7 protein-coding genes and 1 pseudogene are annotated in these 5,845 nt (G+C 63.9%); 5 read left to right on the forward strand and 3 right to left on the reverse strand.

Going from position 1 to position 5,845, the window contains the following annotated elements:
- The 3 genes and pseudogenes from MOV75_RS24810 to MOV75_RS24820 all read left to right on the forward strand — a co-directional run.
- Positions 1–839 (forward strand): annotated as a pseudogene (locus tag MOV75_RS24810) (hypothetical protein); the annotation flags it as partial.
- A 248-nt stretch (positions 840–1,087) separates the two neighbouring features.
- A complete protein-coding gene (locus MOV75_RS24815; RefSeq protein WP_246930173.1) occupies positions 1,088–1,495 on the forward strand; it encodes a hypothetical protein in 408 nt (135 codons plus the stop codon).
- A 29-nt stretch (positions 1,496–1,524) separates the two neighbouring features.
- Positions 1,525–1,878: an ADP-ribosylation/crystallin J1 gene (locus MOV75_RS24820; protein WP_246930171.1), complete on the forward strand. Its 354-nt coding sequence runs from the start codon at positions 1,525–1,527 to the stop codon at positions 1,876–1,878.
- Positions 1,879–1,899: 21 nt separating this feature from the next.
- On the opposite strand, the gene MOV75_RS24825 is transcribed toward MOV75_RS24820, so the two are convergent.
- Positions 1,900–2,256, reverse strand: coding sequence for a hypothetical protein (locus MOV75_RS24825; protein ID WP_246930169.1), 357 nt, complete (start codon positions 2,254–2,256; stop codon positions 1,900–1,902).
- Positions 2,257–2,406: 150 nt separating this feature from the next.
- Here MOV75_RS24825 and MOV75_RS24830 point away from each other — a divergent pair, with 150 nt between their 5' ends.
- Positions 2,407–2,790, forward strand: coding sequence for a VOC family protein (locus MOV75_RS24830; RefSeq protein WP_246930167.1), 384 nt, complete (start codon positions 2,407–2,409; stop codon positions 2,788–2,790).
- On the opposite strand, the gene MOV75_RS24835 is transcribed toward MOV75_RS24830, so the two are convergent.
- A complete protein-coding gene (locus MOV75_RS24835) occupies positions 2,787–3,230 on the reverse strand; it encodes an RbsD/FucU family protein (protein ID WP_246930166.1) in 444 nt (147 codons plus the stop codon). The genes MOV75_RS24830 and MOV75_RS24835 overlap by 4 nt on opposite strands.
- 165 nt (positions 3,231–3,395) lie before the next feature.
- Between MOV75_RS24835 and MOV75_RS24840 the strand changes: the two genes are divergently transcribed.
- Positions 3,396–5,210 (forward strand): caspase family protein, encoded by a 1,815-nt coding sequence (locus tag MOV75_RS24840; RefSeq protein ID WP_246930165.1) that lies wholly within the window; start codon positions 3,396–3,398, stop codon positions 5,208–5,210.
- Between the two features lie 244 nt (positions 5,211–5,454).
- On the opposite strand, the gene MOV75_RS24845 is transcribed toward MOV75_RS24840, so the two are convergent.
- Positions 5,455–5,845, reverse strand: a 391-nt coding sequence (locus MOV75_RS24845) for a pyridoxal-phosphate dependent enzyme (RefSeq protein ID WP_247006772.1), incomplete at its 5' end; no start/stop codon positions are given.

Raw genomic sequence — 5,845 nt, forward strand, 5'->3', positions numbered from 1 at the left:
CCCCGACCGCAGCCGCAGCGATGGCCGGCGAAGCCCCCGTGGCTTCTACGGAGCCGCCACAGGATGTCGTGGCAACTGCCGAGCCCGAAACCTTCGTGGAAGCGGCCGTCGCCACCGAAGCGTTCGCCGAGGCCGAGCAAGCAATGGACGCGGCCGTCGCGCCGGAGATTGCGGCCGAAAGCGAGATCGCTGTCGGAAACACCGCGCTCGACCATGTGGCGCCGGAGAGTGTCGCGCCTGGAGAAACCACGCCTGAAGACGTTTCGTTTGAAGAGCCGGTCACGGACACCGCTGACGCATTCGCGCTCGACGCTGCCGCGCAAGCCGAAGACGACGCCGTGCTCGAGGCCATCGCGATGGAGATGGCCGCGCCGGATCCGGAGTTCGACGAGATCATCGCAACGGTCGAGATGGAAACCGCCACTCCGGAACCGAGGCCAGCGGAGCCCGCAGCGCCCGTTGCCGCCGAGCTTCCGGAGCCGGTCGCACCTCTGCCGGCCGTTGCCCCGGTGATGGAAGAGCAGGTCGCGGATGCGCCCATCGCGATGGACTCGCTCGCGCGCCTTACCGACGCCATTGCGGAGGCCGCCGCCGAAGTGATGGAGCAGCAGGTCCCGGCCATGGCTGCGACGGCGACATTCGCCGCAGCACCAGCAGCAACGCTGCCACCGATACCCTCACCCCTGTCTGCATCCTTGTCCGCGTCCTTGCCCGAGCCCTCGCTCGGCGCCACCATCCTCGCCAGCGGCATTCTGCAGAAGCCTCGCGCGCCCGCCAACGATCCCCTCGCGCCGATCCGCCGCATGACCCAGGCCGAAAAGATCGCGTTCTTCTCGTAAGGACGAGTGCAGCTTCCAGTCCCGTCATCCTGAGGCGCGAGGCTTGCGATGCGAAAGCATTGCAAGCCGAGCCTCGAAGGATGCACGGCCGCGATGCAGCCGGGCCGTCGCCCTTCGAGGCTTGCTCCACGGCGCATTCGCGCCGCAGAGCGCGCACCTCAGGGTGACGGAGCTAGATGGGCTTGCGCCGCTCACTCTCGTGTCCCGGCTATTGACCACGCCGCAGCTTCGCTAGACCCTGTATCGCCATGGACGAAAATGACCTGCTCGCGCGCTTTGGCCTCACTCCGGATGCTGCCGATCTTCCGGAGATCCGCCGGATGATCCAAACTGCGATTGCTGACAGCAATCGAGAAAGCAATGAGCCATTGAGGCTCTTGTGCATACAGCTGTTCTCGGCAGGCATCCCGAGCGACGCTCTTCTGATCTATAGAGCCAAGATGTCCTCTTTCGATGCGTCATGCTACATCGACATTCAGCTCGCCTGCGGGGCTGGCCTTGAGACTACTAAAGCATTTCTGCAAGCAAGCAGTGCTTCCGAGGCGAAAGCGCTCCTCGCTGTGCTGGAAGACAATAAGTACGCCACGGATTTTGAGGGCTTTACACCCCAGCGACAGCTCGATTCTTATCGACGCTATTACGGGCTCTCCTCTTAATTCTCGGCATATTTGCCCTCGGCTGAATGATGACACCCACCGAAGACACCCTCACCCTCTGGCGTCCCGTTGGTCCCAAAGAGCTGGAGCTGATCCAGCAAACCGGCATGCGCGCGTTTCCCCCGCGCCTGCCTGACCAGCCGATCTTCTATCCGGTGCTGACCGAAGACTATGCAATCAAGATCGCGCGCGACTGGAATGTCCCGGCCAGCGGCACGGGCTTCGTGACGCGCTTCGAGGTCAAGCGAAGCTTCATCGCGAGGTACGACGTGCAGGAAGCCGGCGGGCGCTCGCATCTGGAGTACTGGATTCCGGCCGAAGAGCTCGATGCCTTCAATGCCGCAATCGTCGGACTGATCGAGGTCGTCCGAAGCTTCCCCTAGCCGCACTCGGCGACCGGCCGATCACCCGCAATTCCACACCGCCCCGATCGGCGTGCGCGTCCAGCACGGACCAAAGCTGCCGCCATTGTAGCGGCCGCCGTTGAAGCCGGGGCGGCCGAAATAGTGCCACTCGCCGTCCCAACGGTAATATTGCGGAACCGGGTCGATATACCAATGACGTCGGTCGGCGCGCGACATTCGGCGCATCGCGTCTTTCTGCTTGTAGAGCGGAATGCTGTTGCTCAGCGGCTGCCGATAGCCCGGCAGGAAGCCGTAGCCTTTCCAGACCGGCTTAGCAGGCTTGTTTGACGCAGCGGGCGCTGTGGCGGGCAGCAGCGACAGGATGATGGCAACAGATAGACACACAAGGCGAGACATGGTTCGACAATAAACAGGCGGATGCGAGAAGACCACTCAAATTCGAGTGCGAGGCTTTTCGTCGCTTCTGCTCATCGGCTTCTCTCGATAGGCTTGCAAGGTGCAGCACGAGTGCTGCGCGAAACGTCTTGCAAGTTCCGGAGTGGACCCATGTCTGAGCACCCGCGCGTCGGCGCCTTCGCGATCATTCCGAGCAACGATCTTCCTGCCGCCAAGCCGTTCTGGGAACGTCTCGGCTTTGCGCGGACGGGCGGCGATGACGGCTATGTCATCATGAGCGGTTGGGGATGCGAGGTACATCTCACGCAAGCCGGCGATGGCCCATGGCGTGTGCCGGAGCACAATCCCTTCGGCGTCTTCATCCGCACGCCAGACGTCGAGGCCATCGCCGCGCGCGTGGACGATCTGATCATCCGCCCCGGCGGCGTGCTGCGTCACCGCGAATGGGGCATGTATGAAGTGGGCATCAACGGTCCCGACGGCCTCCTCGTCCGGATCGGCTGGCCGTCGGAGCTGATGCGCCAGTCCAGCTAACTGATCACTCCCTTGCGGATCAGGAAGCAGCCGTAGCCCCTGCTGTCGCCGACCTGCACGACGCCGAAACCCGCCGCTGCCGCGCGATAGAAATCCGCCCGAGAGAGCTTGCCGGGAGCAATGGTGCTGCCGCTGGCGCGTTCGATCTCGGCCAGCACTGCGCGCTGCACGTCGGGCACGCGGTCGGGATCGTCGACCGGCATCATCACGCGCACCGGGTCGGGATCGAAATCGTCGAGCGGATAGACCGACATGATGGCGCGGACGGCCGTCTCCATCGTCATGCCCGGCAACTGGATCAGGCGCTGCGACGACGTGCTGCGGGCGATGTGCGTGGCCGGGTGGTTGGCGTCGACGACCACGAGGTCGTCGCCGTGGCCCATGGAAGCGAGCAGCCAGAGCAGGTCGGGCGTCAGGATCGGATCGATCGATTTCAGCATGTGACGGCGGTTCCTCCCAATCGATCGCTAACCATAGCAGGTTCCAAGCGTGATTCAGATCACGTTGATCGCCATGGTGATTGGGATCACGGACTTCAACCTCGAACGCGGCCAAGCTTCCTCGCAACCAATCTCGCATCGAGATCAGTGCCAGAGGAGCACGCCATGTTCCGCCTAAAGCCTTTCCTGATGACTGCGGGTCTGCTGGGAAGCCTGTTCGGCTTCGCCTGCGGGCCCGCTTCCGCGCAGGTTGCCCCTGTCCAGCCCGCCTCCACCGCGCTGCAAGGCCCGGAGCAGCGGGTGGCGCTGGTGATCGGCAATGCGAACTACCAAAACGCACCGCAGCTTGCGAACCCCGACGACGACGCGCAATCGATGGCGCAGTTCCTGAACTCCGCCGGCTTCGAAGTGGTCTCAGCAACCGATTTGACCCAGAACGACATGCTCCGCGTCGTCCAGGACTTCTCCGCCAAGGTCGCTTCGCGCGGTCCGAACACAGTGGCGATGGTCTATTATGCCGGCCACGGCGTGCAGCTCGCCGGTGAGAACTACCTGGTTCCGGTCGACGCGAAGATCTCCAACCCCACCGAGCTCGTCAGCAATTCGGTGCGCCTCGTCGACGTGATGTCGACGCTGGAGACAATCCCGAGCCGCATGCGCATCGTCATCCTCGATGCCTGCCGCAATAATCCGTTCCCGAGCGTGAACGACGCCGGCCGCGGCCTTGCCATCGTCGATGCGCCGAACGGCTCGATCGTGGGTTACTCGACCGCGCCGGGCGCCGAAGCGCTCGACGGCACTGGCGGCCACAGCCCGTATACGCAAGCCTTCCTGAACGTCGCACGCGAGCCCAACGTGCCGATCGAGCAGCTGTTCAAGCGCGTGCGCCTGCAGGTGAACCAGACCACCAGCGGCGCGCAGATTCCGTGGGAGAGCTCCTCGCTCACGAGCGACTTCACCTTCTTCGGCGACACCGCCGTCGCCGCCAACCGCGCGCCGGTCAAGGCGCCGGTGGTGCAGATGGCGGCCAACCTGCCGAGCCGCTCGACGCGCCAGGCTTATGATTACGTCGTGTCCGAGGGCCGGCCGGAATATTATCAGGAGTTCATCCAGATGTATCCGCACGACCCGCTGTGCGACCACGTCCGCTGGCTGCTCAATAACATCCTGCTCTCGCAGGCCTGGCACAAGGCGGTGCTCGTGAACTCGCCGCTCGGCTACAAGACCTTCTATGACAGCTACGGCAACAGCCCCTATGCGCAAGTCGCGCTGCACCTGCAGGCGCAGCCGAAGCAGATCCCCTTGATGCAGGCGACCAAGTTCCTGGCGCCGCAGAACATTGCCCCGACCTTCAAGATCGGCAATCTCGGCCAGCCCAAATACATGCCCTCGCAGCAGGGTAATGGTGGGCCGCAGATGGGCGGCAACCTGCCGGTCGTCCAGAAGCCGGTCGACGGCAATGTCATCGGCAAGCTCGGCAATGGCGGCCAGATCGTCAACCTGCCCTCGGGCAACAACAACCAGCCGGGCCAGCCGAACGGCACGCCGTCGCAGCCCCCGGGCAAGATCGTCACCCTGCCTGCGCCGACCAACACGACCAACACCAATGGCGGCGTTGGCAGGATCGTCACCCTGCCAGCGACCAACACCCCAAATGGCGGCAACGTCAACGGCAAGCCGGGCAAGATCGTGAGCATGCCCGTGAATGTCGGCAAGGGCGGCACGACTATCGAGACGAAGCCGGTGGTCCAGACTCAGAACAACCCGATCCGCGTTAACAACGGCAACACCGGCATCGTGAAGCTCAACAACAACCCGGCGAACAAGGTGCAGGTTCAGAACAACGTGCAGGACAAGCGCCCGCAGCTCAACACGACGCCGACCCGCATGGTCAACAGCGGCAACAACTTCCGGCAGTCGATGAACCAGGCGCCGAGCATGAATGGCGGCGGTAACAACCATCGCGGCTTCATGCACTGATCGAGCGAAGAAGAAGGTGCGCTCCCTCCCCCGCAAGCGGGAGAGGTTGCACCGAACAAGCCGCGCATTCGAACCTCGAAGTCGATAAAACAAAGGGGCAGAGCGGCAACGCTCTGCCCCTTTGTCATGTTAGTTCTTGTCATTCCGGGATGCGCCGCGAGGCGCAGGCCCGGAATCTATCGTGCAGCAGAGACAGTGCGGAAATGGATCCCGAGCTCTCGCTTCGCGAGCCCCGGAATGACGATCAGGCCACCAGCTCCGCAAACAAATCCGCATCGACATTGCCGCCGGAGAGCACGATGACGACGTTCTTGCCGGCAACGTCGAGACGCCCCGCCAGCAGCGCCGCGAGACCGACGGCGCCGCCGGGCTCCACCACGAGCTTCAGTTCGCGATAGGCGAACGCGACAGCGGCACCGACTTCCTTGTCCGACGCCGTGACGCCGCGCGCGAGCAGCTTGCTGTTGATCGCAAACGTCATCTCGCCGGGGATCAGGGCCATGAGCGCATCGCAGATGGTGCGGCCCGCGGGCGGATGCGGCTCGCGATGGCCGGCGCTCAGCGAGATGCCGTGGTCGTCGAATGCCTCGGGCTCGGCCACCACGATCTCGGCTAGCGGATAGCGCGCCTTCACC

Source organism: Bradyrhizobium sp. PRIMUS42, from assembly GCF_023006515.1.
Taxonomy (GTDB): domain Bacteria; phylum Pseudomonadota; class Alphaproteobacteria; order Rhizobiales; family Xanthobacteraceae; genus Bradyrhizobium.